Consider the following 26,586-nt stretch of genomic DNA (forward strand, 5'->3'; position numbering starts at 1 on the left):
CCCGAGCCGGACGGGATGGCGTCGCTCACCTTCTACGCCAGCGCGGAGAAGGCGCAGGCCGCGTACGAACGGGTGACGCTGATGGCCCTGAGCCTGCAGTGCAAGGAGGAGGAACGAACCCTGACCCAGTTGAAGGCGGACGTGTTCGAGGACCTCATCCTCGACGGGGTGACGCCGTCGGGACTCGGCAAGGGGATCCGCGGTTCGGTGAACATCACGGTCCCGGTGTTCAGTCTGATGGGTCTCAACGACGAACCGGCCCATCTGGAGGGTTACGGCCCGATCGACGCGGACACCGCGCGGCGGATCGCGGCTGGGGCGCCGAGCTTCACCCGGCTTCTGGTGCATCCGGCGACGGGGGTGGTGCTCTCGGTCGGCCGGGACCGGTACAAGGTGCCCAAAGACCTCAAGAAGTACCTGCGGGTGAGGGACGAGACCTGCCGGTTCCCCGGCTGCAACCGGTCGGCGGCGCATGCCGACCTTGACCATTCGCTGGACTGGCAGTTCAACGGGCTGACCGCCGAGGACAACCTCGCCCACCTGTGTCCGCCGTGCCACGCGCTGAAAAGCGAGACCCGGTGGACGGTGAAACACCTGGAGGCCGGCACCCTGAGGTGGACCTCGCCGAGCGGGCGCGCATTCGTGACCGAGCCGGCCACCTGCATCCGTGCAGTGGTGCCGGAACCGCCGCCGCCCGAGGCGGAGACTCTGTCACGGCCCGCGCCTTCAGAGACCGGCTTCTGCGCCTCGATTCTCAGTCGAAGTCGAGGCTGAGCTTGCGCAGGAGGGAGGCGAGGTTCGCCTGATCGGCCGGGGTCAGGGTGGAGAGCAGTTCGGCCTCGGCGTCGACTAGCCGGGTGATGGCGGCATCCACCCGGGTGAGGCCGGCCGGGTTCATCCCGACGAAGATGCCCCGCCTGTCATTGGGGTCCGTGCGGCGGGTGACCAGTCCGCGTTCGACCAGGCGGTCGATCCGGTTCGTCATCGTGCCGCTGGAGACCAGCGTCTGCTGCAGCAGCGCCTTGGGGCTCAGTTCGTAGGGCTCGCCCGCGCGGCGCAGCGCCGAGAGCACGTCGAACTCCCACGAGTCCAGTTCCGAGCGGGAGAAGGCGGTGCGGCGGGCGCGGTCCAGATGCTTGGCGAGACGGCCCACCCGGGAGAGCACCTGCAAGGGGGCGAAATCGAGGTCGGGCCGTTCGCGCAACCAGGCGTCAACGATTCGGTCGACTTCGTCATGTACGGGCATCCGTCTATTATCCCGGTCGGCCGTGCAAACCGGGATGTTCGGTGGGTCTTCGGGCACCCGGCGCGGTGTTCGGCTTGATATCTGGCAGACTTGTCACCGTTGGTCGGCCCTCGGTCGGCGAATTCCGCCGTGGTGTAATGGCAGCACGACAGCCTTTGGAGCTGTTAGGTCTAGGTTCGAGTCCTGGCGGCGGAGCATTGCTGCAGACAAAGCGGCGCCATTCCCCGGTCTTCCCCGGCCGGCCAGACCGAAGCTTGAGGAAAAAACGTGACTGACCCCAGACTCGCCATCGTCGTGCTGGCCGCCGGCCAGGGCACCCGAATGAAGTCCAGCACCCCGAAGTTGCTGCACCAGCTCGCCGGGCTCCCCATTCTGAGCCACGTCCTGGCGACATCCCAGGCGCTGGATGCCGCGCACGTGGTCACGGTCGTGCGCCACGAACGCGACCAGGTGGCCGCTCTCGTGCAGTCCGACCTGCCGGAGAGCCTGATCGTCGACCAGGACGACCTGCCCGGCACCGGCCGGGCCGTTGAGCAGGCCGTGGACGCCCTCCCGGGGGACTTCGACGGCGACGTCCTCGTCGTCAGCGGCGACGTCCCGCTGCTCAATGCCGCCACGCTGGCCAGCTTCGTCAGCGCGCACCGTGAACGCGACGTCTCGGCCACCGTGCTCTCCTCCTTCCCGGATGACGCCGCCGGCTACGGCCGCATCGTGCGCTCGGAGGAAGGCGCTTTCGACCGCATCGTCGAGCAGAAGGACGCGACCAGCGAGGAACGCGCCATCACCGAGACCAACGCCGGGGTCTACGTTTTCCGGTTGAAGGAACTGCGCGACCAGCTCGCCAATGTCACCACCGAGAACGCGCAGGGTGAGAAGTACCTCACCGACGTGATCGGCCTGCTGCGCCAGTCCGGCTCAGAGGTGCGCGCCGTGCCCGTGGCGGACGCCTGGCTGGTGGCCGGCATCAACGACCGCGCCCAGCTCGCCGAGACGGCGCGCCAGCTCAACGGCCTCATCGTCTACGGCTGGCAGCTGGCCGGCGTGACCGTTCAGGACCCGGCCACGACCTGGATCGACCTCAAGGCGAAGCTGGCACCGGATGTCACCATCCGGCCGGGCACGCAGATTCTCGGCTCCACCGTGATCGAGACCGGCGCCGTGGTCGGCCCGGACACCACCCTCGTCGACTGTGAAATCGGCGAGAACGCGGTCGTCAAGCGCACGGATGCGACGCTCGCCGTGATCGGCGCGGGCGCATCCGTCGGCCCGTTCGCGTACCTGCGTCCGGGAACGATTCTGGGCGCCGACGGCAAGATCGGCACGTTCGTCGAGACCAAGAACGCGACCATAGGCATGGGCAGCAAGGTGCCGCACCTGAGCTATGTCGGCGATGCCACGATCGGCGTGCAGTCGAACGTCGGGGCCGGCACGATCTTCGCCAACTACGACGGCGTGAACAAGAACCACAGTGAGATCGGGTCCCACGTGCGCACCGGGTCGCACAACGTGTTCGTCGCGCCGATTAGGATTGGGGACGGAGCATACACGGGAGCCGGCACCATCGTCCGCAAGGACGTGCCGGCCGGGGCTTTGGCCCTCACCGTGGCCCCACAACGCAATATGGACGGCTGGGTACAGACCAACCGCCCAGGAACCGACGCGGCGGCGGCTGCGGCAAAGAGCGGAGACTAGGTGTCTGGAATCAAGACCAGCGGCGAGAAGCGACTTGTATTGGTTTCGGGGCGAGCACACCCCCAACTGGCACTGGACATCGCCACGGAACTTGGTACCGAACTCGTTCACACCGACGCCCGAACCTTCGCGAACGGCGAGATCTACGCCCGCTTCGATGAGAGCGTGCGCGGCTCCGACACCTTCGTGATCCAGTCGCACACCAACCCGATCAACGAGTGGCTGATGGAACAGCTGATCATGGTCGACGCACTCAAGCGGGCATCCGCCAAGCGCATCACGGTGGTTGCACCGTTCTACCCCTACGCCCGCCAGGACAAGAAGGGCCGCGGCCGCGAGCCGATCTCGGCCCGGTTGATCGCGGACCTGTTCAAGGTCGCCGGCGCCGACCGGATCATGGCCGTCGACCTGCACGCCGCCCAGATCCAGGGCTTCTTCGACGGCCCCGTCGACCACCTCTTCGCCATGCCCGTGCTGCTCGAGCACTTCAAGGAGAAGCTCGACCCGGCCACCCTCACGGTCGTCTCGCCGGACATGGGGCGCGTGCGCGTCGCCGACATCTGGAGCGACAAGCTCGGCGCGCCGCTGGCCATCATCCACAAGCGCCGCGACCCGAAGGTCGCCAACCGGGTGTCCGTGCACGAGATCGTGGGCCAGGTCGAGGGCCGCGTCTGCCTGATCGTCGACGACATGATCGACACCGGACGCACCATCGTGCTCGCGGCCGAGGCCCTGCGCGCCGCCGGAGCGATCGGCGTCGTCGTCGCGGCGACCCATGCCGTGTTCAGCCACCCGGCGCTGGAGCTGCTGCAGAACCCGGCGATCTCCGAGGTCGTCGTCACCGATACCCTGCCGATCCCCGAGGAGAAGCGCTTCCCCACGCTCACCGTCCTGCCGATCGCCCCGCTGCTGGCACGCGCCATCCACGAGGTGTTCGACGAGGGTTCCGTCACGTCGATGTTTGAGGGCGCCGCGTAGGCCCCGTTTTCGCTGAGTGGACTCTGGCCGGTCGTTGACGGATGTCGACGGCCGGCCAGAGGTCTGTCCGGGCCCGGTCAGGGGCAGGAGCTCAGAGAACGAGCTGGAGCACGATCGTGACCGGGTCTAGGCCGGTACGACCGTCTCCGGCGCCCGCGGTGCCGCCGGGATGATGCCGAGCGGGATGACGTAGGTCTCGCGCTCGTTGATGTCGATCGCGTAGCACTGCCAGCCGAAGCCTCCCGGCCCGGTCAGGTCGAAGCGCGCGTCCGAGCCGACGGCGACGGGGTAGTAGCGGGCCGTGGCGACACTGCACGCGTTGGCGGCGGTTCTCGACGCGATCTGCACGGTCGTCAGGATGCCCGGCACGATCAGGGCCACCAGCCCGAGCACGACGACGATGCGCATCAGGGCCATGGTGCGCCGGCTGCGCAGGGGCCGCGCGGCATCCTGCGGCTCGTAGCCGGAGAGTTCGGGGTGGTCGTCGCTCGTCATCAGGCTCCCAGTATCGCAAACCCGGCTCCTGATCGCGCGAAGAACCAATTCGACGGAGCTTCTGCTCTAAAACCCGCGTTGCGGAGCGAAAGTGGCCATTTTCGGCAAAATCTCCGTCGAATTCGTTAGTCGACGTCGTGACTAGTGCGAGGAACCCTCGGTCGCGATCTCGGTGCGGTCGCCCGACCACAGCGTGTGGAACGTGCCCGGCATGTCCACCCGCTTATAGGTGTGCGCGCCGAAGAAGTCACGCTGGCCCTGCACGAGGGCGGCGGGAAGCCGTTCGCTGGCGAGCGAGTCGAAGTAGCTGAGCGCCGAGGCGAACCCGGGAACCGGGATACCGGACAGCGCGGCCGTGGACACCACTCGGCGCCACGCCGACTCGCCGTCGGCGACGGCCTGGGCGAAGTACGGGTCGACGAGCAGGGACGTGATCGACGGGTCGTTGGCGTACGCGTCAACGATGCGGTTCAGGAACTGGGCCCGGATGATGCAGCCGCCGCGCCAGATCGTGGCGATGGCGCCCTTGTCGACGGTCCAGCCGTACTTGACCGCACCGGCGATGATCGCGTCGAAGCCCTGCGCGTACGCGACGACCTTCGACGCGTACAGCGCCTGGCGCACGTCGTCCTGGAAAGTGTGGCCGACGACGGCGATCTCCGGGCGGGCGGTGATGGCGGCGCGCACGGGGACGCGCTGCTCCGGGTGGCTGGACACGGCGCGGGCGAAGACGGCCTCGGCGATGCCGCCGACGGGCACGCCCAAATCGAGCGCGTTCTGCACGGTCCAGACGCCGGTGCCCTTGGAACCGGCCTCGTCGAGCACGATGTCGATGAACGGCAGGCCGGTCTTCGCGTCCACCTGGCGCAGCACCTCGGCGGTGATCTCGATCAGGTAGCTCTCGAGGTCGCCCTGGTTCCACTCGGTGAACACATCGGCGATGGCGGCGGGGGAGTGCCCGGTCACCTTCCGCAGCAGGTCGTACGCCTCGGCGATGAGCTGCATATCGGAGTATTCGATGCCGTTGTGGATCATCTTGACGAAGTGACCGGCGCCATCCGTGCCGATGTGGGTGACGCAGGGCACGCCGTCGACGACGGCCGCGATCGACTCGAGGATGGGGCCGAGGGTCTTGTACGCCTCCACCGATCCGCCGGGCATGATGCTGGGCCCCTTGAGGGCGCCCTCCTCGCCGCCGGAGATGCCGGCGCCGACGAAGTTCACGCCGGTGGCGCGCACATCCTTCTCGCGGCGAATCGTGTCCTGGAAGTCGGCGTTGCCGCCGTCGACGATGATGTCGCCGGGTTCGAACAGGGCGGTCAGCTGGCTGATCACGGCATCCGTGCCCGTGCCGGCCTGCACCATGATGATCGCGGTGCGCGGCTTCTGCAGCGAGGCGACGAAATCCTCGATCGTCTCCGAGGCCACGAAACCGGCCTCGGGGTGCTCGGTGGTGAGGAGGCGGGTGCGCTCGGGGGAGCGGTTGTACACCGCGACCGTGTTGCCCGCACGGCTGGCCAGGTTGCGGGCGAGGTTCGAGCCCATCACCGCCAGTCCTACTACGCCAATGTTTGCCTGTGCTGCGCCGGTTTCGGCCACGTTTGCTCCTTCAGCTACTTGTTCTCAAATCTTTTTCAAGGTTAGCCGGTCGCCGCGAACCGGTGCGGGGAGTGACCGGGGCGCCCCGGTACGGATGCCGCGGGCCGGGTTCGCGGGACTCCCGCGCCTCCGCTAGACTTACGAATTGAACTTCGGCGAGGGCTGCCGCACGACCGGGAAACCGGCTGCGCGGCATCCGTTATCGACGCGGCGGAATGCTTTACGGCCTTTCCTCACGCTGACACGCGTTCGAGTTGAATCACACCCCCACTCTTCACCGGCCCCGGCCCGTGAACCAGATCTGGGCCGTAGCGGTCCGCAAGGAGAAACACCATGGCTGACGCCACCAACAAGATTGTCGCCGACCTGCGCGTGAAGTTCGGCAAGGGCGCGGCCCGCAAGCTGCGCGTGCTGGGCAAGATCCCCGCCGTCATGTACGGCCACGGCACCACCCCGGTCCACGTCGCGCTCCCCGCGCACCAGATCGGACTGCTGCTGCGCCGCGCGAACGCCGTCCTCGAGCTGGAGATCGACGGCAAGAGCCACCTGACCCTGGTCAAGGACGTTCAGAAGGATCCCTTCCTGCAGATCATCGAGCACCTCGACCTCATCGTCATCCGCAAGGGTGAGAAGGTCCAGGTCGAGGTTTCCGTGCACGTGACCGGCGAGCCGGCTCCCGGAATGGTCGCCGATCTGGACACCAAGACCCTGCTGCTCGAGGTCGAGGCCATCAACATCCCGCAGAACCTCCCGCTCTCCATAGAGGGCCTCGAGGACGGCGCGCAGATTCACGCGAAGGACGTCGAGATCCCCGAGGGTGCCACGCTCATCTCCGACGAAGACGCCGTCGTCGTGTCCGTGCACCTGCCGGTCCTCGAGGAAGAAGAGGAAGAGGAAGAAGAAGAGGGTACCGAGGGCGCCGAGGGCGAAGCCGAGGCCGCTCCCGCCGAGTAGTCATCCCCTTCTGGTTTCGTCGTAAGCGGAGGATTCCCCTGGACGAGAATCTCTGGCTCGTAGTCGGGCTCGGTAACCCCGGGCCCGACTACGCCGGAAACCGGCATAACGTCGGCCACATGGTGGTCGACGTGCTTGCCGATCGGCTCCAGAGCAGATTTCGGGGCCACAAGACCAATTCGGCCGTCGCCGAGGGACGCAGTTTCCCCGGCGGCCCGAAGCTTGTGCTCGCCAAACCGAATACGTTCATGAACGTGTCCGGCGGGCCCGTCGCGGCGCTGCTGCGCTTCTATTCCCTGCAGCCGTCCCACCTGATCGTCGTGCACGACGACCTCGACCTTCCCTTCGACACCCTGAAGATCAAGGTCGGCGGCGGCCACGGCGGCCACAACGGGTTGCGGGACATCATCGCCGCCACGGGAACGAACGACTTCGTGCGCATCCGGGCCGGCATTGGTCGTCCTCCCGGCCGGCAGCCCGCGGCCGATTTCGTGCTGCACGACTTCGCCTCGACCGAACGCGCCAACCTGCCCATCCTGCTCACGGATGCCGCCGACGCGATCGAGCTGATCGCCGCGGAGGGCGTCGTCGCCGCCCAGCAGAAGGTGCACGCGCCCTGACCGGCCCCGGATAGTTCCCGTTCCGGTCGAGAGTGACCGGCAGAACGGGCACTCTCGACCGGAACGGGAACAGCCGCGGCTCCCGGGTGGCCCGGATACCCCGGGCGGCGCTCAGCCGGGTTGCGTAGACTCGTCTGGTGACTCTTCAGGGCTTAATTGCCACACTTTCGCGCGCCTCCACATTCGACAACGCCCTCGCCTTCGCGAACCGGGACGTTGATTTTTCCCTCACCGAGGGCCTTCGCGCGCCCCTGGTCGCGGCGCTGCTCGAGCAGCGCGTGCGGCTGGACAAGGCGCCTGCCCTGCTCGTGATCACCGCCACCGGCCGTGAGTCCGAGTCGCTGCACGAGAACCTGGCCTGCTTCGCCGCCGACGCGGAGATCATCGACTTCCCGGCCTGGGAGACCCTCCCGCACGAACGGCTCAGTCCCAGCGCCGAAATCGTCGGAAAGCGCCTGCACGCCCTGCGACGGATGCGGGAGTGGGAGGAGAGCGACGCGGCCACCCGGCACCCCCTGGTCGTGATCGCTTCGGTGCGCGCCGCGCTGCAGCCGGTAGCGGACAACCTCACCGACTACGAGCCGATCGACCTGAGCGTCGGCCAGCGCGGCCACGACCTGAGCGCGATCGCGCTGCAGCTCGTCAACGTCGCCTACGCGCGGGTGGACATGGTCACCCGGCGCGGCGAATTCGCCGTGCGCGGCGGCATCCTCGACGTCTTCCCGCCGGTGGCCCCGCACCCCTACCGGGTCGAGTTCTTCGGCGACGAGGTCGAACAGATCCGGGCGTTCTCGGTGGCCGACCAGCGTTCCCTGCCCGACCCGGTCGCGTCGGTCAGCCTGCCGCCGAGCCGCGAACTGCTGCTCAGCCCCGCCGTGCGCCAGCGCGCCCGGGAGATGCAGCACGAGTTCCCGAGCCTGTCCGGCCTGCTCGCCAAGATCGCGGAGGGCATCCCGGTCGAGGGCATGGAGAGCCTCGCCCCGGCCCTGGTTGACCGGCTCGTGCCGATCACCCACTACCTCCCCAGGGAGGCGGCCGTGGCCGTCATCTCGCCCGAGCGGGTCGCGTCGCGGGCGATCAGCCTGGCCGAGACCAACCGGGAGTTCCTCGGGGCAGCCTGGAGCGCCGCGACCGCCGGCGCCGAGGCGCCGATCGACCTTGAATCGGGTGACTTCCTCACCCTCGGCCGGCTCCGCGAATCGGTGAAGTTCAGCGCGCCGGGCGCCCCGGCCTCCGCGCACGTGTGGTGGACCCTCAGTTCCTTCCAGGCGGCGCCGACGGATGCCCCGGTGCTGCCCGAACACCGCGAAATCGACGACCTGCTCACCGTGCGGGTCGAGGGTGACGCCGTTCCGAGCTTCCAAGGCAGCGTGGAGGGTGCCGTCGGCCACCTCGCCGAACGGCTGAAGGCGGGCTGGACCGTGGGCATCGTCGCCCAGGGTGCCGGGCTAGTCGAACGCGCCGCGGACGTCCTGGCCGAACACGAACTCCCGGCCCGGTCGGTCGCGGAGTGGCCCGCCGACCCCGAACCCGGCATCGCGTACCTGCTGAAGGCATCCGTCGATCACGGTTTCGAACTGCCGGAGACCAAATTCGCGCTGGTCAGCGAATCCGAGTTCTACGGCCGCACCGTCGGCTACGACGCCCGTCAGGTGAAGAAGCTCGCCAGCCGGCGCAAAAACGTCGTCGACCCGCTGCAGCTGAAGGCCGGGGACCACGTCGTGCACCAGACGCACGGTATCGGCCGGTTCATCGAACTCACCCAGCGCGAGGTGTCCAGCGGCGGGCGCAACCCGGTGAAGACCAAGCGCGAATACCTCGTGCTCGAGTACGCCCCCTCCAAGCGCGGTCACCCGGGCGACAAACTGTTCGTGCCCACCGACCAGCTCGACCTGGTCAGCCGTTACGTCGGCGGCGAGGCGCCCGCGCTGAGCAAGATGGGCGGCAGCGACTGGTCCGCCGCGAAGACCAAGGCGCGCCGTGCCGTGCGGGACATCGCCGTGGAGCTGGTCAAGCTCTACTCGGCACGGATGGCCAGCAAGGGTCACGCTTTCGGACCGGACACCCCCTGGCAGCGCGAGCTGGAGGAGGCGTTCCCGTTCGCGGAGACGCCCGACCAGCTCACCACCATCGACGAGGTCAAGGCCGACATGGAACGGCCCATCCCGATGGACCGGCTGCTCTCCGGCGACGTCGGCTTCGGCAAGACCGAGGTGGCCGTGCGCGCCGCGTTCAAAGCCATCCAGGACGGCAAGCAGGTCGTGATGCTCGTGCCGACGACCCTGCTCGTTCGCCAGCACATGGAGACGTTCCAGGAGCGTTTCGCCGGGTTCCCGGTGCACCTGCGCGCCCTGAGCCGGTTCCAGACCGAGAAGGAATCCCGGGAGACCATCGCCGGGATGCTCGACGGAACTGTCGACCTGGTCATCGGGACGCACCGGCTCCTGTCCGACTCCATCGTGTTCAAGGACCTCGGCCTCGTCATCATCGACGAGGAGCAGCGCTTCGGAGTGGAGCACAAGGACGCGCTGAAGAAGCTCAAGACCAACGTGGACATCCTCGCGATGAGCGCCACGCCCATCCCGCGCACCCTCGAGATGGCGGTCACCGGCATCCGGGAGATGTCGACCCTGGCCACCCCGCCGGAGGACCGGCACCCGATCCTCACATTCGTCGGCCCGTACTCCGACCGCCAGGTGGCCGCGGCCATCCGGCGCGAGCTGCTGCGGGAGGGACAGATCTTCGTCGTGCACAACCGGGTATCGAGCATCAACAGGGTCGCCGCCCAGTTGGCCGAGCTGGTGCCGGAGGCCCGGATCGCGGTCGCCCACGGCCAGCTGCCGGAGGCCCAGCTCGAGCAGGTCGTCGTGGATTTCTGGGAGCGCAAGTTCGACCTGCTCGTCTCGACCACGATCATCGAGACCGGCCTCGACATCGCCAATGCGAACACGATCATCATCGACCGGGCCGACAAGTTCGGGCTCAGCCAGCTGCACCAGCTGCGCGGGCGGGTCGGCCGCGGCCGCGAGCGCGCCTACGCCTACTTCCTCTACGACGAGAACAAGCCCCTGACCGAGATCGCGCACGACCGGCTGGCCACGATCGCGGCGAACAACGAGCTGGGCGCCGGCATGCAGGTCGCGCTGAAAGACCTTGAGATCCGCGGCGCCGGCAACCTGCTCGGCGGCGAACAGGCCGGCCACATCGCCGGCGTTGGCTTCGACCTCTACCTGCGGATGATCGGGGAAGCCGTCAGCACGTTCCGCGGCGACGTCGCCGCGGGGCAGACCGAGCTGCGGCTGGAGCTGCCCGTCGACGCGCACATCCCCGAGGACTACGTCGACAGCGAGCGGCTGCGCCTGGAGGCCTACCAGAAGCTCTCGGCGGCCAGCGCCCCCACGGCCGCGAAGGACCAGATCGATCTGGTGCTGGACGAGCTCACCGACCGTTACGGCGAGCCGCCGCAGCCGGTGCAGAACCTGGTCCTGGTGTCCCGGTTGCGCTGGCTGGCCCAGCAGGCCGGCCTGGGCGAGGTCGTGGCGATGGGGTCGAACCTGCGGGTGTCGCCGGCGAACCTCGCCGACTCGATGCAGGTGCGCCTGCAACGGATGTACCCGGGCTCGCGCTACTTCACCCAGAACGGGTCGATGACGGTGCCCATGCCGCGCATCAACGGCGAACCGCTGGGCGACGCCGCGCTGATCGCGTGGGCCGGGTCGCTGCTGGACGCGCTCTTCCCCCGCCCCGTGGACACGGTCGCCTAACCCGAGGTCACCTGCCCGCCCCGGTGGCCCACCCCGGCCGAGCCGGCCCGAACGAATTCGACGGAGATATTGCTCGGATCGGCCCTCAACGTTCTCCCAGAGCGGTTTTAACGGAGATTCTCCGTCGAATTGGTTCAGCGCGGCCCGTGGTCCGGCGTTCGGGGCGTCCGGCCGGGACACGGGCGGGTTCAGGCCTCTGTTCCGGCAAGTCGAGGCGATTAGAGTTGTCGCGTGACCCCTTCAGGAATGCCCACAGGACCAGAAGGCGCATCGAGCCTGGACGAGCTCGTGCGCGTGGTCGCCCATCTGCGCGCGCCCGGCGGCTGCCCCTGGGACGGGGAGCAGACCCACGAGTCCCTCGTGCAGTACCTGATCGAGGAGAGCCACGAACTGATCGAGGCGATCGAATCCGGCACCCGGGAGGAGCTGCTCGAGGAACTCGGCGACGTGCTGTACCAGGTGATCTTCCACGCCGACCTCGCGGCGCACACGCGCGGCGAAGACTTCGACATCCAGGATGTCGCGGCGCACATGACCGCAAAGATGGTGGGGCGCCATCCGCACGTCTTCGGGGACGCCACCCTCGAGACGGCCGCCGACGTCTCCCTCGCCTGGGACGACTTCAAGGCCGCAGAGAAACCGCACCGCACCAGCGTGCTCGACGGGATCCCGCAGGGGATGCCCGCGCTCGCGCTCGCGGACAAGGTGCTGGGGCGCGCGCAGAAGATCGGGCTGCTCGGCAGCGAGGCGGCCTTCCCGCTGCCGATGGAAAGCGAGGACGAACTCGGGCCGCTCCTGCTCGCGATCGTCGCGGCGGCGAAGGCCAACGGGCTCGACTCCGAGCGTGCCCTGCGCAGCGCCCTCCGGGGGCTGCAGGACGAGATCCGCGCCGCCGAAGCCGAGAGCGCCGGTGCGGGCTCCGGCTCCGACGTGTCCGGATCCGATTTCTCCGACGCCGGAATCATCGGCCTGCCCGCTGCGCCTGACTGAGCAGACCTGCCGGATCCCTCGATCCGCGGGTACCGTCAGAGCATGATCCAGTCCACTTTCAACGAGCTTCTCTCCGCCCAGATCGGCAACGAATTCGCCGCCTCGCAGCAGTATCTCGCGATCGCGGTGTGGTTCGACAACCAGGCTCTGCCCCGGCTGGCCGCCCACTTCTACGCCCGGTCGATCGAAGAGCGCAACCACGCCATGATGCTCGTGCAGTACCGCCTCGACCGGGGCCTGGGCGTCGTCATCCCCGGCATTCCCGCCGTGCGGAACGACTTCACTCTCGTGATCGAGCCGATCGCACTCGCGCTCGCTCAGGAGAAGCAGGTCACCGCGCAGATCGAGGCCCTGTTCCGAGCGGCCCGGGCCGACGGCGACGCGCTCGGCGAGCAGGCGATGCTCTGGTTCCTCAAGGAACAGGTGGAAGAGGTGGCATCGATGTCCACCCTGCTGACCATCGCCCAGAGGGCCGGCGACAACCCCTTCGACATCGAGGACCACATCGCCCGGGAGACCGTGACCGGCGCTCCGGCCGACACCGACGCCCCCGCCGCGGCGGGCGGCGCGCTCTAGCCTTCGTCCACCGTCCTCGCTTGCGCCGAGATGGCCCGGTGCGGTGGCGATTCTCGGCCGAAACAGCGACGGTGGGCGCACAGGAGGCGTTGCCGGGCCCGGGCGGCGAGGCCGGAACTGACACAATTGGGGCTATGGCAACACCAGTGACCCCACCCCGCGGCATGCGCGACTTCCTCCCGGCCGACAAAGCCTCCCGGGAGCACGCCCTGGCCGTGATCCGGCACAGCTTCACCGCGCACGGCTTCGACGAGATCGAGACCCCGGTGATGGAGGACTCCGCCCGGCTGCACTCCGGCCTCGGCGGCGACAACGAGAAACTCTCCTTCGCGGTGATGAAGCGCGGCCTCAAGCCCACGGATGTCGCGGCCGCCGCCGAATCCGGCGACCTGCTCGCGCTGGCCGACCTGGGCCTCCGATTCGACCTCACCGTGCCCCTGGCCCGGTTCTACGCCACCCACCGCTCGGAACTGCCGACCGTGTTCCGCTCGATCCAGATCGCGCCGGTCTGGCGGGCCGAACGGCCGCAGAAGGGTCGCTACCGCCAGTTCGTGCAGTGCGACATCGACATCATCGGCGAGGCCGGCATGCTCGCCGAGATCGAGCTGATCACCGCCACCAGCGCCGCGCTCGACGCGCTCGGCCTGACCGGCTGCTCGATCCGCATCAACGACCGCCGCATTCTCGCTGCCCTGCTCGCGCACTGGAACGTTCCGGCGGACCTGAGCGAGCGCGCCCTGATCACCATCGACAAGCTGGACAAGATCGGCGTCGACGGCGTCGTCGCCGAACTGGGCAGCCTGGGCCTTGTCACCGCCGGAATCGCCGAGACGCTGACCGCTCTCGGGGACGCCGGCTGGGACGCGGCCGAGCCGGTCGCCCCGGCCTGGCTCGATCAGGATGCCTACGGCGACCTGCTCGCCCTCCGTGCCGCGATGCCGGGGGTGCGACTCGACTTCGACCCCACCCTCGTGCGCGGGATGGGGTACTACACCGGCACCATCTTCGAGATCTCGCACCCCACGCTCGGGTACTCGCTCGGCGGCGGCGGCCGGTACGACGGCATGATCGGCCGCTTCCTCGGCACCGATGTGCCCGCCTGCGGCTTCTCGATCGGCTTCGAGCGCATCGTCGACCTGCTCGGTGCGGACGCGGCATCCGTGGAGACGTCGGTCGTCCTGGTGTACGACAAGGGAACAGACCCGGCCCGGCTGGTGGCGCTCAAGCAAACCCTGGTCGCCGAGGGCCTCCGGGTGCGCCTGGAACAGCGCACGAAGAACGTGAAGGCCCTGCTGGAACGCGCGGCTGCCGGCGGTTACGGGCGTTACGCCTTCGTCGCCGCGGCAACCGAGGACGTGGCGGCGCTGGACTTTCGTCCACTCGCCGGCTGAGCCCAGTCGCTAGACTGTTATTGGATTGGAATACGGCGCTGTTTTCCCTGATCCCTCCAGACCAACACCCCAACAATTAAAAAACATAGGAAACAGGAGATAGCTGTGGCTCTCATTGAGGCAGTAGTAGCACGCGAGATTCTTGACTCCCGAGGCAACCCGACCGTCGAGGTCGAGGTATTGCTTGATGACGGTTCGGTCAGCCGCGCCGCCGTTCCGTCCGGCGCATCGACTGGTGCGTTCGAGGCTTACGAGCTGCACGACGGCGACAAGTCACGTTATTTGGGCAAGGGCGTGCTGAAGGCCGTTGACGCCGTCATCGACGAGCTCGGCCCGGCAGTCGAGGACCTCGACGCCAGCGACCAGCGCATCGTCGACGCCGTCCTGAACGAGACCGACGGCACCGACAACAAGCACCGCGTCGGCGCCAACGCCATCCTCGGCGTCAGCCTGGCAGTCGCCAAGGCCGCCGCCACCTCGGCCGGCCTGCCCCTGTTCCGCTACCTCGGTGGCCCGAACGCGCACACCCTTCCGGTCCCGATGATGAACATCATCAACGGCGGCTCCCACGCCGACAACGACGTGGACATCCAGGAATTCATGGTCGTACCGCTCGGCGCCGAGTCCTTCGCCGAGGGCCTCCGCTGGGGCACCGAGACCTACCACGCCCTCAAGGCGCTGCTCAAGTCCAAGGGCCTCTCCACCGGCCTCGGCGACGAGGGTGGCTTCGCCCCCAACCTGCCGAGCAACCGCGCGGCCCTCGACCTGATCGTCGAAGCCATCCAGAACGCCGGCTACACCCCCGGCAAGGACATCGGGCTTGCGCTCGACTGCGCCGCCTCCGAGTTCTACAAGGACGGCGTCTACCACTTCGAGGGCAAGGAACTCACCGCCCAGGAGCTGTCCGCGTACTACGTCGAGCTCGTCGCGGCCTACCCGCTCGTCTCGATCGAAGACCCGCTCGAGGAGGACGACTGGGACGGCTACGTGCACCTCACCGCCGAACTCGGCGACAAGGTCCAGATCGTCGGAGACGACCTGTTCGTGACCAACCCGGTGCGTCTGGCCAAGGGCCTGGCCCTCGGCACGGCGAACTCGATCCTGGTCAAGGTCAACCAGATCGGCACCCTCACCGAGACGCTCGACGCGGTTTCCCTCGCCCAGCGTGCCGGTTACACCACCGTCATCTCCCACCGCTCCGGTGAGACCGAAGACACCTTCATCGCCGACCTCGCGGTCGCGACGGATGCCGGCCAGATCAAGACCGGAGCGCCTGCTCGCAGCGAGCGCGTCGCAAAGTACAATCAGCTTCTGAGGATTGAAGAAGAGCTGGGCGAGGCCGCAGTGTACGCGGGCCGTTCCGCTTTCCCGCGGTTCAAGGCGTAGTCTGCCCGGAGCTCTCGAAGCGCGGGTTGATCCCCGCGCTTCGAGAGCTCCATTTTTTTGTCCCACTGCAATTAGGGTTCCAGTGCGGGGCCGCCCCGCACCCGGAGTCAGCGAAAGGAGTTGCCATGGCCAGGAAACGCGCCGAACGGCGGCCCGTCGCGCTCGCCTCCACGGACAACTTCGCAGACACCATCGCCGGCAACTGGCTGCACGGCCTCCGGCTGTCCGGGTTCTCGCTCGTGATGATGGGTCTGCTGATCATGGCCGTCATCGTGCTCGCGCCGGGCATCCGCACCTACGCCGACCAGAGGCAGCAGATCGACCGGCTGACGGCCGCCGTCACCCAGCAGCAGGGTGACGTGGAACAGCTCAAGTCCGAACGCGAGCGGTGGAACGACCGCACCTACGTCACCACCCAGGCCCGCGACCGGCTGTCCTATGTGCTGCCCGGCGACGTCAGCTTCCTCGTCATCAACGACCTGGCCCTGCCCGTCGCCGGCGAGGCGGCCGTCCCGGTCGCCAGCCCCACCATCCAAACCACCAACGTCGATTGGCTGTCCTCCATGTTCGCCTCCGCAATGACGGCCGGCCTGGCACCCGAGGCCGCACAGTGACCCGGCCTCCCTTCGCGCCGGTCACCGCCGCCGACATCATGATTGTGTCGGCCCAGTTGGGCCGGCCCGCCCGCGACGTCATCGGCATCCCCGCGCGCTGTGTCTGCGGCGCCCCGACCGTCGTCGCCACCGCGCCCCGGCTGGCCGACGGTACGCCGTTCCCGACCCTGTACTACCTGACCCATCCCGCCGCCACCGCGGCCCTCTCGTTCCTCGAGGCCACCCAGGTGATGAACGAGTACAACCAGCTGCTGGCCGACGACGCCGAAGTGCGCGCCCGGTACCGCCGCGCCCACGACAGCTTCCTGGCCGACCGGGAGACCGTCGGCACGGTGCCCGAGATCGCCGGGATCTCCTCCGGCGGCATGCCCGACCGGGTCAAGTGCCTGCACGCGCTGGCCGCCCATGCGCTGGCGGCCGGACCCGGCACCAACCCGATCGGTGACCTGGCCCTGGCCCGGGCGGCCTGGATGCCGGACGTCTGCGAGTGCCTGGACTATTCGTCGGCCGACGAGTGAGGGCGGCCTGGCGGCGCATCGGCCTGGCCGTCGGCCTCTGCCTCACCGTGTCGGTGGGCGGGGCGGCCCTGGCCCCGGCGGTGCCCGCCTTCGCTGAGAACACGCAGGTGCGCGACCTGGAGTACTGGCTGAACGACTACGGGTTCACCGAGGCCTGGAAGACGACCCGCGGCGCCGGCGTGAAGGTGGCCGTGATCGACACCGGCGTCGACGCCGGCGTCGCCGAACTGGCCGGCGCCGTCGTCGGCGGCACGGATGTCTCCGGCCTCGGCTCCGCCAACGGTCAGACTCCGATCGGAGACGGCAGCGAGCACGGCACCCTGGTGGCGTCCCTGCTGGCCGGCCGTGGCACGGGCGCCAATTCCGGGGTCATGGGAGTCGCGCCCGAGGCCTCGATCCTCGCCGTCTCGGTGGCGTTCGGCACCACCGGAGCGACCCTCAGCAACGACGACCAGATCGCCGCCGGCATCCGCTGGGCCGTCGACAACGGGGCCGACGTCATCAATATGTCGCTCACCCGCAACACGCTGGACTGGCCGCCGAGCTGGGATGACGCGTTCCTCTACGCCTTCGAACACGACGTCGTCGTCGTGGCCGCAGCCGGGAACCGGGGCAGCGGCACCACCGAGGTCGGCGCCCCCGCGACGATCCCCGGGGTGCTGACGGTCGCGGGCGTCGACCGCAGCAAGGGCGCGAGCTTCGACGCGTCCTCGCAGGGCATCACCATCTCCGTCGCCGCGCCGAGCGAGCAGCTCGTCGGGGTGGTTCCCGGTGGAGGGTACGTGCAGTGGAACGGCACCAGCGCGGCCGCTCCCATCGTCTCCGGCCTGGTTGCGCTCGTACGCGCCGCCTATCCCCGGCTCGACGCGGCCGGGGTCATGAACCGGGTCATCGCCACGGCGAACCCGAACGGGCACTCGGTGCCCAGCCCGATCTACGGCAACGGCCTGATCGACGCCGCGGCGGCCGTCACTGCATCCGTGCCGACCGGGACGACGGCGGAACCGGCGGCCCTGCTGGAGGAATGGATCCGGGTGCACCGCCGCGCGGACACCGAGCTGGCGCCCGCGCCGCAGCCCACCGCGCAGGCGCCCGTCGCGCCGGCGGAGGACCCCGCTCTGCCCGGCGCCAGCGTCGTCGCCGCGTGGCTGCCCAGCCCGCTCACCGTCACCTATATCAGCGTGCCGCTCATGGTGCTGGTCGGGTTTGGTACTCTAGTAACGCTGTTCGGCATCGGGGCCACTCGGCACATCAAGCGAATACGATCAAAACGGTAAGTTTTCGCGCATCCAAACAATGTAGGAGGACTTCCATCGTGCCCAGAATTTTGATTGTCGGTGGCGGCTACGCGGGTTTCTACACCGCTTGGAAGCTCGAGAAGTGGCTGCGCGCCGGCGAGGCCGAGGTCACCATGGTCGACCCCCTCCCGTACATGACGTACCAGCCGTTCCTGCCCGAGGTCGCCGCCGGTTCCATCGAGGCGCGGCACGCCGTCGTGGCGCACCGCCGCCACCTCAAAAAGACGAACGTGCTCACGGCCAAGGTCACGCACATCGACCACGCCACGAAGACGGCGACCATCACGCCGCCGATCGGCGAGCCGTGGGAATTCGTCTATGACATCGTCGTCGTCACGGCGGGCGCCGTCTCCCGCACCTTCCCGATCCCGGGCGTCGCCGACCAGGCCATCGGCCTGAAGACCATCGAGGAAGCCGTCGCCATCCGCGACCGCGTGCTCACCAACTTCGACAAGGCAGCACTGCTTCCCGCCGGTCCCGAGCGCGACCGCCTGCTCACCTTCGTCGTCATCGGCGGTGGCTTCGCCGGCATCGAGGTGTTCGCCGAGCTGCGCTCCTTCGCCACCTCGCTGCTGAAGTCGTACCCGCAGATCGGTTTCGACGACACCCACTTCCACCTGATCGAGGCCATGGGGCGCATCATGCCCGAGGTTTCGCTGAAGACGAGCCTCTGGGTGATCAAGGACCTCGATCAGCGCGGCGCGCAGATCCACCTCAACACGCAGCTGACCAGCGCGGTCGACGGCAAGATCGAACTCTCCACCGGAGAGAGCTTCGAAACCGACCTGATCGTCTGGACCGCGGGCGTCATGGCCAACCCGGCCGTCGTGCGCCACACCGACCTCCCGATCGAGGAGCGCGGCCGCCTGCAGGTGCGCCCCGACCTGCGCGTCGGCACCGAGGACGAGATCATCGCCGACGCCTGGGGCGCCGGCGACATCACCGCCGTGCCCGACCTCAGCGGCGGGGGAGTGGGCGGCTTCTGCGTGCCCAACGCCCAGCACGCGGTCCGCCAGGGCAAGCTCCTCGCGAAGAACATCGTCGCGGTGCTGCGAGGCGAAGGCCCCAAGGAATACCTGCACAAGAACCTCGGCGCCGTCGCCGGCCTCGGGATCGGCACCGGCGTGTTCCAGTCCGGCAAGTTCGCGATGACGGGTCTGCTGGCCTGGTTCGCGCACCGCGGCTACCACGGCCTGGCCATGCCGAGCTGGGAGCGCAAGCTGCGCGTCGTCTGGGGCTGGGTGAACAACTTCTTCCTCGGCCGCGACATCGTCTCCCTGGCCGCGCTGGAGCACCCGCGCGCCGCGTTCGAGGAGTTCGCCTCCCGTCCGAAGCCGGCCTCCGACGCCGCAGCTCCGGCAAAGGCCCCGGCCTCCGCTGCCGCTGCCGCGAAGTCCAGCACCACGGTGCCGGCGACCAAGGCCGCGCCGACCGCGCCGACCGCGCGGACTCCCCGCGCGCCGCGGAAGACCGCGGCGAAGCCGGCGGCGACGACCGCCGTCGCAACGGATGCTGCCGTCGCCGACGCGGAGACCGTCGCCGCCAAGTAACACCGGAGGCTCCGGCAGCACCTACGCTTGAAGCGTTCGGGAAATCCCGAACGCGCCCCCGTAGCCCAATGGCAGAGGCAGACGACTTAAAATCGTCACAGTCTGGGTTCGACCCCCAGCGGGGGCACATCTTCGTGGACTTCGGCTCCGCTCCGCCAGAAAAATCCCTGACCATCGGGCCCCCTTCGGCCCTTTCCGGGCCGGTTCCGTCGCGCTACCATCTGGCAGTGAATGTGGGCCGCGGGCACCTGACTCAGGGTCGAACCGACAAAGCAGCATCACCGGCAGCCATTCGGCGGTCGGATTAGCCCGACCGCGATCCAATTCCCTGACCAAAAAGACAGATCATGGATTTTTTGTCGAACATCTGGGACTTCATCTGGTTCTTCTTCTTCTGGACGTTCGCCTTCATCGCCTACCTGATGGTGCTGTTTTCGATCGTCGCAGACATCTTCCGTGATCATGAACTCAACGGGTGGGCGAAAGCGGCCTGGATCCTGTTCCTCGTCTTCGTGCCCTTCCTGACCGCGTTGGTCTACCTGATCGCACGCGGCAAGGGCATGGCCGAACGGCAGATGCGCGATTCGCGTCGCGCGCAGCAGGCCACGGACGACTACGTGCGCTCGGTCGCCGGGGCGACGGCGACTTCGGCCGACGAGATCGCGAAAGCAAAAGCCCTCCTCGACAGCGGCACCATCACGCCTGAAGAGTACGCGGCGCTCAAGGCCAAGGCGATGAAGTAGCGGCAGCGCCGCTCACCTCACCACCCCGGCACCACCCCCGGCGGGACCACGTGGCAACCCCACGTGGTCCCGCCGTTCTTCGACGTCAGGCCAGGTGGTCCAGGTAGCGCAGGATGATCCCCTCGCGCAGCGCCCAGGGCGACACTTCGAGTTCCGCCACCCGGAACGCGGCCATCGCCGCGCTGAGCACGATGCCGCCGGCCACGATCTGGAAGGTGCGGTCGGCCGTGATCCCGGGCAGTGCCGGGCGGGCTTCGGCCGGAATACGCGCCAGTCGCGGCACCCAGTCGTCCAGTTGCGACCGGCTCAGCCGCATCCGTTCGCCGGACCCGACCCCGTCGGACGTGGACCCGGCCAGTTTGGCGAGGGAGCGGATGGTCTTCGACGAGCCCACCACATGGTGCGGGATCCGGCGGCCCGCGAACGCGTCCAGCGCCTCCGCGAGCACGGCGTCCGCGTGGTCGCGGAGAGCGGAGACCTGCTCGGGACGCGGCGGGTCGTCGTGCAGGAAACCGACCGTGGAACGGCCGGCCCCCAGCGGGAGCGAGAGCGCGACCGTGGGGATTTCGTTCGCGCCGGTCGCGATTTCGAGGGAGCCGCCGCCGATGTCGAAGAGCAGGATGTCCCGGGCCGACCAGCCGTACCAGCGACGCACGGCCAGGAAGGTCAGGCGGGCCTCATCTTCGCCGGACAGCACCTGGAGGGCGACCCCGGTTTCCCGTTCGACCCGGGCGAGCAGCTCGGGCCCGTTCGTGGCCTCGCGGAGTGCGGAGGTGGCGAATGGCAGCAGATCGTCGACGTGGTGGCGGCGGGCGACCTCCGCGGCGTTCCGCACGGCGTCGAGCACCGCGGTGCAGCCCTCGTCAGTGATGGCCCCCTCGGGGGTGAGGTAGCGCATCAGGCGCAGCACGGCCTTGTCGGACGCCATCGGCACCGGCGGGGCGCCTTCGTGCGCGTCGACGACCAGCAGGTGGACGGTATTCGAACCGACGTCAAGAACTCCGAGGCGCACGCTCTGACGATAGCGTGCGCCGCGCCGGTGTGCGCGCCACCCGACCCCGCCCCTGAACGAATTCGACGGAGATTCTGCCGGAAACGGGTACAAACACGCCGCATCCGTGTTTTTAGAGCAGTATCTCCGTCGAATTGGTTCGCGCCGGGCGCGGGATGGGGGCTCGGGAGGGGGGACGCGGAGGGGGATGGCGGCGCGGGGATCGGCTAGCTCGGGGTCAGGGTGCCGTCGACCATGGTGTGCACCGCACTCATCAGCGGGAGCAGACGCTGGTCGTGGGTGACCAGCACCGTGGCGGTGTCGTGTTCGGCGGTGAGCCGCAGGATCAGGGCGAGGATCTCCGAGCCGCGCTCCTGGTCGAGCGCGCTCGTGGGTTCGTCGACGACCAGCACGGACGGTTCGTTCATCAGCGCCCGGGCGATCTCGACCCGCTGGCGCTGCCCGCCCGAGAGTTGCGCCGGACGCTTGCCGGCCTGGTCGGCCAGGCCGACGGCAGTCAACAGCTCGAGAGCACGGATGCGCGCCCGCCCCCGGCCGCGGGCACCGCCCCGGCGGCCGTCGAGCTCGCCCATCACGACGAGCTGCTCCGCGGCCGTCAGCGCGGGCAGCAGGATCGGCTGCTGGAAGATGATGCCGAGCCGGTCCCGCCGGAGATCCGCCTTCTCGGCGAGCGTCAGCGCGGTCGCGTCGACGCCCCCGATCAGCACCGAGCCCGTGTCGGGTGTGACCAGGGTCGAGGCCACCGCCAGAAGGCTGGACTTGCCGGAGCCGGACGGGCCGGTGATCCCGACGACGGTGCCCGGCGCCACGGTGAGGGTGACGTTGTCGACCGCGGTGATGCGGTTGCCGCCGTCCGGGTAGGTGAGGGTGATGTGGTCGAGCTGGATCATCGGTTGCTCCCGAGGGCGGTGAGGGGGTCGGCGGTGGTGACGGAACGGAGGGCGAACGCGGCCCCGGCCAGGCCGAGGGCGATCATGGCGGCGCCCGGCAGCAGGGTCGTCAGCGGGCTGAGGATGAACGGCAGCACCGGCCCGGCGAGGGCCCCGAGCAGGGCGGTCAGGCCGATGCCGGTCCCCACCCCCACGATCAGCACGACGGATGCCTGGCCGAGCGCATCCCCGATCAGCATGCGGTTCGATGCGCCGAGGGCCTTCAGCACGGCCACATCGGGTTGGCGCTGGATGCTCCAGACAGTGAAGAACGCGCCGACGACCAGCGCGGAAATGCCGAACAGCATCCCCACCATCAGCAGCAGCGAACCGATCTCGGAGCGGAACGCCTCCAACGCCGTCAGGGACTGGAGCACCCCGGCCGAGGACGTGCCGGTCGCGCTGTCCGCGGCGGCGAAGTCCAGCCCGGGCGCGGTCACGGCCAGGACGGTCGCGTAGGCATCCGGGGTGCCGGTGGCGGCGGCCGCCCGCTGCCAATCCGCCAGCGGAAGCCAGACGACGGGCGTGTGCGAGTACCAGGTGTCGGCCGTGACGGAATCGTCGGTGAAGGCCGAGCCGGCCAGCTCCATGCTGTCGCCGGCCCGCACGTCCAGTTCCTCGGCGGCGGTGGCCGGCAAGGTCAGGCGCCCGGCGCTCGACGGAACCGGCCCGAGCCCGGCTTCGGCGCCGAAGAGCGCGACGCTGGTCTGGTTCGCCCCGGCGGTGAGCCGCAGCCGGCTGATCCCGAGCGGGGTCACCGTGTCGACGCCGGGCCGGGCGCCCCACGCCTCGGCCTCGGCGCCGGTCACGGCGGAATCGGAATAGCTGAGCGGGGCGTCGTCCGCCGAAGCGGAGAACACGATCCGGTCGGCGTCGAGCCCCGCGATGGCCGAGATGTTCTGGTCGGCCAGGCCACCGGTCAGGCCGGAGAGGAATCCGACCAGCAGGGTGATCAGGGTGACCACCGTGCCGATCAGCAGGAATCTCCCGCGGGCAAATCTAAGATCGCGCCATGCAACGAACACTGTCAAACTCCTTGATCGATCGAGCGGTAGAGTGTGCGGGGCCGGCCGACAGGCTTGCCCCGCACACTCTTCACTCTCCCCGCCGGGCCGCGGCCGGTCATCGTGCATGCGGGTGTTCTTCGGCGGCTCAAGGTGGAGGTCCCGTTCCACCTTTCGGAGGATGCCGCGGGGCGCTCGGCCGCGTAGCCTGAAAGGGTGATCTTCGCGTGATCGAGCCCACTGGCTCCGCCCTCAACCCCGTCTTCGTCGGGCTCCGGATCGGCCTGCACGCCCTCGTGGCGGGGCTGGTCGCCCTCTGCGTCGTCTCCTCCCTCGCGGCCGGGTCGCCGTCGGCCGCGATCATCGCCGGCCTGGCGGCGCTCTTCCTCGGCACCTACGCGGTGGGCGCCTGGGTCGGTCGCAGCCGAACGGCATCCCGATGGGCCGGGGCCCGGCTCGGCCTGCTCAGCCTGGAATGGGTCGTCCTGGCCGGGCTGAATGCCGAGGCGATCTACCTCGTCTTCCCGCTGTTCTTCCTCTTCCTGCACTTCCTGCCCGGGTGGTGCGGACCGGTCGCGGTCGCCGTCGCGACCGTCGCGGCGGTCTTCGCGGTCGGCGCGCACCGCGGTTTCAGCCCCGCGGGCGCCGTCGGGCCGCTGATCGGAGCCGCGTTGGCGGTCGCAATCGCCCTGGCCTACCGCTCTCTGGCCCGGGAAGCCGCCGAGCGGGAGGACCTGATCCGCGAGCTGCGGGAGACGCGCGGGCAGCTGGCCGCCGCCGAACGGACCGCCGGGGTGCAGGGCGAACGGGGTCGCCTGGCCCGGGAAATCCACGACACAGTGTCCCAGTCGCTGTCGAGCATCGTGATGCTCCTCCACGCCGCCGAGCGCTCCGGCGACGCCGAGACCTCGCTGCAACGGATGCGCCAGGCTCGGGACGCCGCCGGGCAGACGCTGGCGGAGACCCGGCAGTTCATCGACGAGCTGTCCCCGCCGGCACTGCGCGGCTCGACCCTGGTCGAGGCCCTGCACCGGCTGGCGACCCAGACCGGCGCGACCAGCGGCATCCGGATCGGCGTCACCGTCGCCGGCCCCGTCGAGCCGCTGCCCACCCGGGTCGAAACGGCCCTGTGGCGGATCGCCCAGGGCGCCCTGGCCAACGCCGTGCAGCACGCGCACGCCTCCCGGATCGACCTGACCCTGAGCGCGCTGGACTCCGAGGTCATCCTCGACGTCGTCGACGACGGCGTCGGTTTCGACGCGGGGGCCTCGGTGCGGCGCGGGGACACGTCGACGCGCACGTCGTTCGGCCTGCAGGCGATGCGGGAGCGGGTCGCGGAACTGGGCGGTTCGCTCACGGTGGAGAGCGCCCCGGGGCAGGGCACGAGCGTCGTGGCCGGGTTCGAGGTGCGCGGATGAGCGTGCGCGTGCTGATCGCCGACGACCACCCGATCATGCGCACCGGACTGCAGGCCCTGTTCGAGACGGACCCTTCCATCGATGTGGTCGCGGCCGTCGGCACACCCGGGGAGGCCGTGGCCGAGGCGGCCCGGCTCCGCCCTGACGTGGTGCTGATGGACCTGCAGTTCCAGGGCGAGTTCCGCGGCGCGGATGCGACCCGGCGCATCCGTGCCCTGCCCGAGCCGCCGGCGGTGCTGATCCTCACCAATCACGACACCGACGGGGACATCATCACCGCGATCGAGGCCGGGGCGGCCGGCTACCTGCTGAAGGACAGCCCGCCCGACGACCTCCTGGCCGCGGTCGCCGCCGCGGCGGCCGCGGCCAGTCCGCGCTGGCTCCCGCGGTCGCCAGCCGGCTGCTGTCCCGCGTGCGCCAGTCCACCCGGGCGCTGAGCGCCAGGGAACTCGAGGTGCTCACCCTCGTGGCGGAGGGCCGGAGCAACACCGACGTCGCCCGCCACCTGCACCTGAGCGAGACCACGGTGAAATCCCATCTCGCGCACATCTATCCGAAACTCGATGTGTCCTCGCGCACCGCGGCGGTCGCCGCCGCCCGGCAGGCCGGGCTGATTCGCCGCCCGTAGCCGCCCGGCAGGCCGGGCTGATTCGCCGCCCGTAGCCGCCCGGCAGGCCGGGCTGATTCGCCGCCCGTAGCCGCCCGTAGCCGCCCGTAGCCGCCCGAAACCGGCCGGGGACGGCGCGGGGTCAGCCCCGGGACGGGGTGACGAACCGCTGCCAGGCCCACGCGCCGACGCTGAGGGCCGCGAAGACCCCGGCGGCCACCCCCAGCAGGGTCACCGTGCCGTCACCGTTCCAGATCGCGACGGCCGGGGACAGCACCCCGAACATGATCGTGAACGCGAGCGTGGTCAGTCCCGCCCAGATCGACGGTGACCAGGCCAGGATGCTGCGCCCGCTCGTGCGCCCGATCGGGATCAGCACGAGCGCGACCGAGCCGATCGCCGTCAGCACCACGCTGTTGGCGATTTCCGCACCGAGCGAGCTGAGGAAGCCGTCGGCCGTCGGCAGGAGGCCGAGCGCCAGCCAGCCGGCCGTACTCAGCCCGATCAGGCTGCCGGCCCGCACGGCCGCGATCTGCCCGCGCTCGGGGTTCAGCGCGCCGGGGGTCGCCGCGACGGAGCCCAGCAGCCCGAAGACGAGCGCCGGGTGCACCTCGAAGAGGCGGGAACCGAGGGCGGTCACCGCGACCAGCAGCAGGTAGCGCGGCAGGAACGTGACGGATGCCGGCACCCGGCAGATCCGGGAGCTCCACCACAGCGGAACGAGCGCACCGACCCCGTTCACCACGATCAGGGCCACCATCACGGCGAGCAGCAGCCGCAGGTAGGCCGGCTGGCTGGTGACCGGGCCGGACAGCATGATCAGGGTCGCCGCCGCGGCGAGGGCCGCGCCGGCGACGAGCCACCGGTTGACGGCCACGTCGGGCGCGGTCTCGTACTCCTGCCGGGCCCGGTTCCGGCCCGCGATGGCCGTGCCCGGCCAGACCGGGCGGCCGCCCCGGGACCGGGAGAGGGTCCCGGCCAGCAGGCGGGCGGGAACGTACAGCAGCATCAGGGAGCCCAGGGACAGCAGCACGGCCTGGGACCAGGACAGCCCGGACGGCGACCAGGGCGGCAGAACCGCGGTGGCGAACCGGGTGGGGTCGCTCCAGCCGCCCGGCAGCGCGCCGAGCGCCACCGCCTCGTCGCCGTCCCGCTGCGAGGGCGTCGCCGTCTGCGGGCTCCGGGCCGGTTCCGGCGCGGGC

The 26,586-nt window shown here is 69.5% G+C and carries 22 protein-coding genes, 2 tRNA genes and 2 pseudogenes; 19 read left to right on the forward strand and 7 right to left on the reverse strand.

The features are described from left to right. The coding region (locus tag E3T37_RS05255) for an HNH endonuclease signature motif containing protein (RefSeq protein WP_134365771.1) at window positions 1–774 on the forward strand (774 nt) is incomplete at its 5' end. Here E3T37_RS05255 and E3T37_RS05260 read toward each other — a convergent pair. Then, window positions 755–1,246, reverse strand: coding sequence for a MarR family winged helix-turn-helix transcriptional regulator (locus E3T37_RS05260; RefSeq protein WP_134365772.1), 492 nt, complete (start codon window positions 1,244–1,246; stop codon window positions 755–757). The genes E3T37_RS05255 and E3T37_RS05260 overlap by 20 nt on opposite strands. A 123-nt stretch (window positions 1,247–1,369) precedes the next feature. Here E3T37_RS05260 and E3T37_RS05265 point away from each other — a divergent pair. The 3 genes from E3T37_RS05265 to E3T37_RS05275 all read left to right on the forward strand — a co-directional run bounded on the left by E3T37_RS05265 (window position 1,370) and on the right by E3T37_RS05275 (window position 3,916). Continuing rightward, window positions 1,370–1,441 (forward strand) — tRNA-Gln (locus E3T37_RS05265). A gap of 72 nt (window positions 1,442–1,513) precedes the next feature. After that, the gene (glmU, locus tag E3T37_RS05270) at window positions 1,514–2,938 is read left to right on the forward strand and encodes a bifunctional UDP-N-acetylglucosamine diphosphorylase/glucosamine-1-phosphate N-acetyltransferase GlmU (RefSeq protein ID WP_134365773.1); all 1,425 of its coding nucleotides are present in this window, start codon (window positions 1,514–1,516) and stop codon (window positions 2,936–2,938) included. Continuing rightward, entirely contained in the window at window positions 2,939–3,916 is a 978-nt protein-coding gene (locus E3T37_RS05275; protein ID WP_134365774.1) for a ribose-phosphate diphosphokinase, read from the forward strand. It begins immediately after the preceding gene. 126 nt (window positions 3,917–4,042) lie between these two features. On the opposite strand, the gene E3T37_RS05280 is transcribed toward E3T37_RS05275, so the two are convergent. Together E3T37_RS05280 and gndA are read right to left on the reverse strand one after the other, a co-directional pair. After that, window positions 4,043–4,411, reverse strand: a complete 369-nt coding sequence (locus E3T37_RS05280; RefSeq protein WP_134365775.1) for a hypothetical protein — start codon at window positions 4,409–4,411, stop codon at window positions 4,043–4,045. 141 nt (window positions 4,412–4,552) lie between these two features. Continuing rightward, window positions 4,553–5,956: an NADP-dependent phosphogluconate dehydrogenase gene (gene gndA / locus E3T37_RS05285; protein ID WP_241994539.1), complete on the reverse strand. Its 1,404-nt coding sequence runs from the start codon at window positions 5,954–5,956 to the stop codon at window positions 4,553–4,555. A gap of 387 nt (window positions 5,957–6,343) precedes the next feature. On the opposite strand from gndA, the gene E3T37_RS05290 reads away from it, so the two are divergent. From E3T37_RS05290 to E3T37_RS05350, 13 genes are all read left to right on the forward strand, one after another. Next, window positions 6,344–6,964, forward strand: coding sequence for a 50S ribosomal protein L25/general stress protein Ctc (locus E3T37_RS05290; protein WP_134365777.1), 621 nt, complete (start codon window positions 6,344–6,346; stop codon window positions 6,962–6,964). A gap of 38 nt (window positions 6,965–7,002) precedes the next feature. Further along, complete coding sequence (gene pth, locus E3T37_RS05295) at window positions 7,003–7,584, forward strand: aminoacyl-tRNA hydrolase (RefSeq protein WP_134365778.1); 582 nt, start codon at window positions 7,003–7,005, stop codon at window positions 7,582–7,584. Between the two features lie 137 nt (window positions 7,585–7,721). Continuing rightward, a complete protein-coding gene (gene mfd / locus E3T37_RS05300) occupies window positions 7,722–11,348 on the forward strand; it encodes a transcription-repair coupling factor (RefSeq protein ID WP_134365779.1) in 3,627 nt (1,208 codons plus the stop codon). Window positions 11,349–11,594: 246 nt separating this feature from the next. Continuing rightward, entirely contained in the window at window positions 11,595–12,338 is a 744-nt protein-coding gene (locus E3T37_RS05305; RefSeq protein ID WP_134365790.1) for a MazG family protein, read from the forward strand. A 42-nt stretch (window positions 12,339–12,380) separates the two neighbouring features. After that, window positions 12,381–12,914, forward strand: a complete 534-nt coding sequence (locus E3T37_RS05310) for a ferritin (RefSeq protein WP_134365780.1) — start codon at window positions 12,381–12,383, stop codon at window positions 12,912–12,914. 134 nt (window positions 12,915–13,048) lie between these two features. Next, window positions 13,049–14,305: a histidine--tRNA ligase gene (gene hisS, locus E3T37_RS05315; protein ID WP_134365781.1), complete on the forward strand. Its 1,257-nt coding sequence runs from the start codon at window positions 13,049–13,051 to the stop codon at window positions 14,303–14,305. 105 nt (window positions 14,306–14,410) lie between these two features. After that, a complete protein-coding gene (gene eno / locus E3T37_RS05320; protein ID WP_134365782.1) occupies window positions 14,411–15,691 on the forward strand; it encodes a phosphopyruvate hydratase in 1,281 nt (426 codons plus the stop codon). 125 nt (window positions 15,692–15,816) lie between these two features. After that, entirely contained in the window at window positions 15,817–16,305 is a 489-nt protein-coding gene (locus E3T37_RS05325) for a septum formation initiator family protein (protein ID WP_134365783.1), read from the forward strand. Then, window positions 16,302–16,823 (forward strand): DUF501 domain-containing protein, encoded by a 522-nt coding sequence (locus E3T37_RS05330; protein ID WP_134365784.1) that lies wholly within the window; start codon window positions 16,302–16,304, stop codon window positions 16,821–16,823. The genes E3T37_RS05325 and E3T37_RS05330 overlap by 4 nt, the downstream gene beginning before the upstream one ends. After that, window positions 16,793–18,100: a S8 family serine peptidase gene (locus E3T37_RS05335; RefSeq protein WP_338144994.1), complete on the forward strand. Its 1,308-nt coding sequence runs from the start codon at window positions 16,793–16,795 to the stop codon at window positions 18,098–18,100. The genes E3T37_RS05330 and E3T37_RS05335 overlap by 31 nt, the downstream gene beginning before the upstream one ends. Window positions 18,101–18,138: 38 nt before the next feature. After that, window positions 18,139–19,671 carry an NAD(P)/FAD-dependent oxidoreductase gene (locus E3T37_RS05340; protein ID WP_134365785.1) on the forward strand — a complete coding sequence of 511 codons (1,533 nt, stop codon included), beginning with the start codon at window positions 18,139–18,141 and terminating at the stop codon, window positions 19,669–19,671. Between the two features lie 54 nt (window positions 19,672–19,725). Continuing rightward, window positions 19,726–19,798: transfer RNA gene (locus E3T37_RS05345), tRNA-Leu, on the forward strand. A gap of 220 nt (window positions 19,799–20,018) precedes the next feature. Beyond that, on the forward strand, window positions 20,019–20,414 hold the full coding sequence (locus E3T37_RS05350) for an SHOCT domain-containing protein (RefSeq protein WP_134365786.1): 396 nt from the start codon (window positions 20,019–20,021) through the stop codon (window positions 20,412–20,414). Between the two features lie 85 nt (window positions 20,415–20,499). On the opposite strand, the gene E3T37_RS05355 is transcribed toward E3T37_RS05350, so the two are convergent. The 3 genes from E3T37_RS05355 to E3T37_RS05365 form a co-directional block, all read right to left on the reverse strand. Continuing rightward, on the reverse strand, window positions 20,500–21,426 hold the full coding sequence (locus E3T37_RS05355) for a Ppx/GppA phosphatase family protein (protein ID WP_134365787.1): 927 nt from the start codon (window positions 21,424–21,426) through the stop codon (window positions 20,500–20,502). Between the two features lie 206 nt (window positions 21,427–21,632). After that, window positions 21,633–22,316 (reverse strand): ABC transporter ATP-binding protein, encoded by a 684-nt coding sequence (locus E3T37_RS05360; RefSeq protein ID WP_134365788.1) that lies wholly within the window; start codon window positions 22,314–22,316, stop codon window positions 21,633–21,635. Beyond that, window positions 22,313–23,380 carry an FtsX-like permease family protein gene (locus E3T37_RS05365; protein WP_134365789.1) on the reverse strand — a complete coding sequence of 356 codons (1,068 nt, stop codon included), beginning with the start codon at window positions 23,378–23,380 and terminating at the stop codon, window positions 22,313–22,315. The genes E3T37_RS05360 and E3T37_RS05365 overlap by 4 nt, the downstream gene beginning before the upstream one ends. 206 nt (window positions 23,381–23,586) lie before the next feature. On the opposite strand from E3T37_RS05365, the gene E3T37_RS05370 reads away from it, so the two are divergent. Together E3T37_RS05370 and E3T37_RS05375 are read left to right on the forward strand one after the other, a co-directional pair. After that, complete coding sequence (locus E3T37_RS05370) at window positions 23,587–24,777, forward strand: sensor histidine kinase (RefSeq protein ID WP_241975837.1); 1,191 nt, start codon at window positions 23,587–23,589, stop codon at window positions 24,775–24,777. After that, window positions 24,774–25,405: pseudogene (locus E3T37_RS05375) on the forward strand (response regulator). Before E3T37_RS05370 ends, E3T37_RS05375 begins: the two are co-directional and overlap by 4 nt. 121 nt (window positions 25,406–25,526) lie before the next feature. Here the strand turns inward: E3T37_RS05375 and E3T37_RS16735 are convergent. After that, a pseudogene (locus E3T37_RS16735) lies at window positions 25,527–26,586 on the reverse strand (hypothetical protein); the annotation flags it as partial.

This window comes from Cryobacterium sp. TMT2-10 (genome assembly GCF_004403075.1).
Classification (GTDB): Bacteria; Actinomycetota; Actinomycetes; order Actinomycetales; family Microbacteriaceae; genus Cryobacterium; species Cryobacterium shii.

Coding starts and splice junctions, on each gene's coding strand:
- E3T37_RS05260 (WP_134365772.1), bottom strand. CDS start 1,246: ATGCCCGTACATGACGAAGTCGACCGAATCGTTGACGCCTGGTTGCGC.
- E3T37_RS05360 (WP_134365788.1), bottom strand. CDS start 22,316: ATGATCCAGCTCGACCACATCACCCTCACCTACCCGGACGGCGGCAAC.
- E3T37_RS05305 (WP_134365790.1), top strand. CDS start 11,595: ATGCCCACAGGACCAGAAGGCGCATCGAGCCTGGACGAGCTCGTGCGC.
- hisS (WP_134365781.1), top strand. CDS start 13,049: ATGGCAACACCAGTGACCCCACCCCGCGGCATGCGCGACTTCCTCCCG.
- E3T37_RS05290 (WP_134365777.1), top strand. CDS start 6,344: ATGGCTGACGCCACCAACAAGATTGTCGCCGACCTGCGCGTGAAGTTC.
- E3T37_RS05350 (WP_134365786.1), top strand. CDS start 20,019: ATGGATTTTTTGTCGAACATCTGGGACTTCATCTGGTTCTTCTTCTTC.
- gndA (WP_241994539.1), bottom strand. CDS start 5,956: ATGGGCTCGAACCTCGCCCGCAACCTGGCCAGCCGTGCGGGCAACACG.
- E3T37_RS05310 (WP_134365780.1), top strand. CDS start 12,381: ATGATCCAGTCCACTTTCAACGAGCTTCTCTCCGCCCAGATCGGCAAC.
- E3T37_RS05280 (WP_134365775.1), bottom strand. CDS start 4,411: ATGACGAGCGACGACCACCCCGAACTCTCCGGCTACGAGCCGCAGGAT.
- E3T37_RS05325 (WP_134365783.1), top strand. CDS start 15,817: ATGGCCAGGAAACGCGCCGAACGGCGGCCCGTCGCGCTCGCCTCCACG.